The following is a 1,988-nucleotide window of genomic DNA, read 5'->3' on the forward strand; positions in this document are numbered from 1 at the left end:
GTCCGTCCGGAAGACACCGTCAAAGAGGAGGGCGCACGCGGCTCCTCAAGTAACCCGACGGGGGAGGAGGCCACGGACCCGGGCGAAATCACCTACCCAGCCTCACTGGCTGAGGACCTCAAGACCGAGCGAGCCATGGCCCTTGGCGCCGCGATGGCGCTGCATCCGGAGGCCACGCTCGATCTGACGCTCTTCAAGCTGGTCAGTGACGTTCTGGCCAGCGGCATGAGTGTCACGCAGGCGATCAAGATCGATGCCCGCAAGGAATACCGCAGCCATGCCAAGATGGACGAGATCGACGAGACCTCGCTCGAGCAGGTGGCGGCGGCGCATGAGGCGCTTGATCTGTCCTGGCTAGATGACGCCCGCGCGCCCGCTGATCAGTTCGCGGCGTTTCGCGCGCTGGAGACAGGGGAGAAGGCCAAGCTCGTGGCCTATGCCACGGCCAGCACCACGCAGTCCTGCTTCGCGCGGGATCCTCGGCGCGACAGCCTAATGCATGACTTCGAGATCGAGATCATGCCCGACATCCGCGCCCACTGGACGCCGAACGCGGCGCTGTTCAATCGTTTCAAGAAGGCCTGGCTCCTGAAGATTCTGGGCGAGGATCTGGGTCTGGCGCAGGAGGCGGTGACGCTAGCCTCGTCGAGCAAGAAGGAGATCGTCGCTTTCTGCGACAAGCTCTTCGCTGAACCCTTCGCCACACTCACGGACGCGCAGCGCGCTGCCGTGGCCGCCTGGTGCCCGCCGATGATGCAGACCGCCGGTGGCGCCTGTGATGAGACGGCGCCGATCACGGAAACCCCGGAACCTGACGGCGAGGTCGCGCACGCGGCCTGAGTCCTCACGCGACCCGCGCGAGGCATTCCCTGCGCGGGTCGACCCTCTTCCAAACCGAACAGAAAGACATCCCCATGGCTATTCTCAAGTTCTCTGCCTCCGCAGTTGCGGCGCAGATCGCTCATGCGCGCGCCTGCAAAACCTTCCTGCCCAACTGGAACGGGCCCGTGGACAGGCCAGCCCTGATCCTCATCGTCGGCAATGGTGTGCATCTGCGCTCGAACGGCATCGATGGCACGACCACCCGTATCGTCACCACCGAACAGGCCGATCCCTCCTTCGCCTTCGCCGATGGCATGAACCCGTTTCGGGATACAGACTGGATGGCGCATCGCCGCATTGCGTTCCGTGATCTGACCGGCCAGTTCTACACCGACATCCTGGATGACGTGCAGGTGCTCATCGACCGGGGGCGAGGGGCCATCCGGCTCGCCACCGATGGCCACAGCATCCGCGTCTTCGTGCGCCGGGCATCGGATTATCTCATCGGTGGGACCTACGAAGTGCCCTCGGGCCTCGGCGGCACCTTCCGGGTCATCCTCAAGGATGCATGCGACACCTTCGCGATCGTGCAGAACTGCGGCAATTGCGAAGATTTCGACGCCATGCAGCCCTACCGCGTGCCGCTCGATGCGCTGATGGAAATCGATGACCGGAGGGCGGCGTAACGCGCCCTTTCTCAAACAAGCATCGCCAATACCCTGCCAGGCCTGCGGCCCTCTCGGGACATTGGCGACAACAATTTCCCCAATGAGAGAAAGGACTCTGAGATGGGATGGCTCTTCTACACCGACGGCCGCGTCCAGACCTACGCAGATGAGAAAGCGGAGATTGCTCGGCTGTGCACCTTCGAGGGCGAAAGGCGCAAGACGGAACTGGTCAAAGCCTGCAAGGTGGGTTCGACGTGGTACGCGGCGGCAAAGGTCACAAATATCGACGGCACCCCTGTCGAAGACACGACCTATGTCACCGATGCGGATGGCTCCATCACTTTCGCCGCCGTATTCCTTACCCGATATGATGACGGCTGCTGGGGCTACAAGGACATGGAGGAAAGCGCGGGACCGGTCGAATCCCGCGCGCCACTGAGCCTATTGGCCCTGCTGTCCGAGCTGAAAGACCCAGACAGCTATGCTCATGCCTGGCGC

Annotated in this window: 1 protein-coding gene and 2 pseudogenes; all 3 read left to right on the forward strand. The window is 63.1% G+C overall.

The window, feature by feature from the left end; translation table 11 throughout:
- Positions 1-840 (forward strand): annotated as a pseudogene (locus A3764_RS19410) (ParB/RepB/Spo0J family partition protein); the annotation flags it as partial.
- Positions 841-914: 74 nt separating this feature from the next.
- On the forward strand, positions 915-1,508 hold the full coding sequence (locus A3764_RS19415) for a regulator (RefSeq protein WP_067923939.1): 594 nt from the start codon (positions 915-917) through the stop codon (positions 1,506-1,508).
- Between the two features lie 102 nt (positions 1,509-1,610).
- Positions 1,611-1,988: pseudogene (locus A3764_RS19420) on the forward strand (DUF6927 domain-containing protein); the annotation flags it as partial.

It is taken from the genome of Sulfitobacter sp. HI0129 (assembly GCF_001635395.1).
Classification (GTDB): domain Bacteria; phylum Pseudomonadota; class Alphaproteobacteria; order Rhodobacterales; family Rhodobacteraceae; genus Sulfitobacter.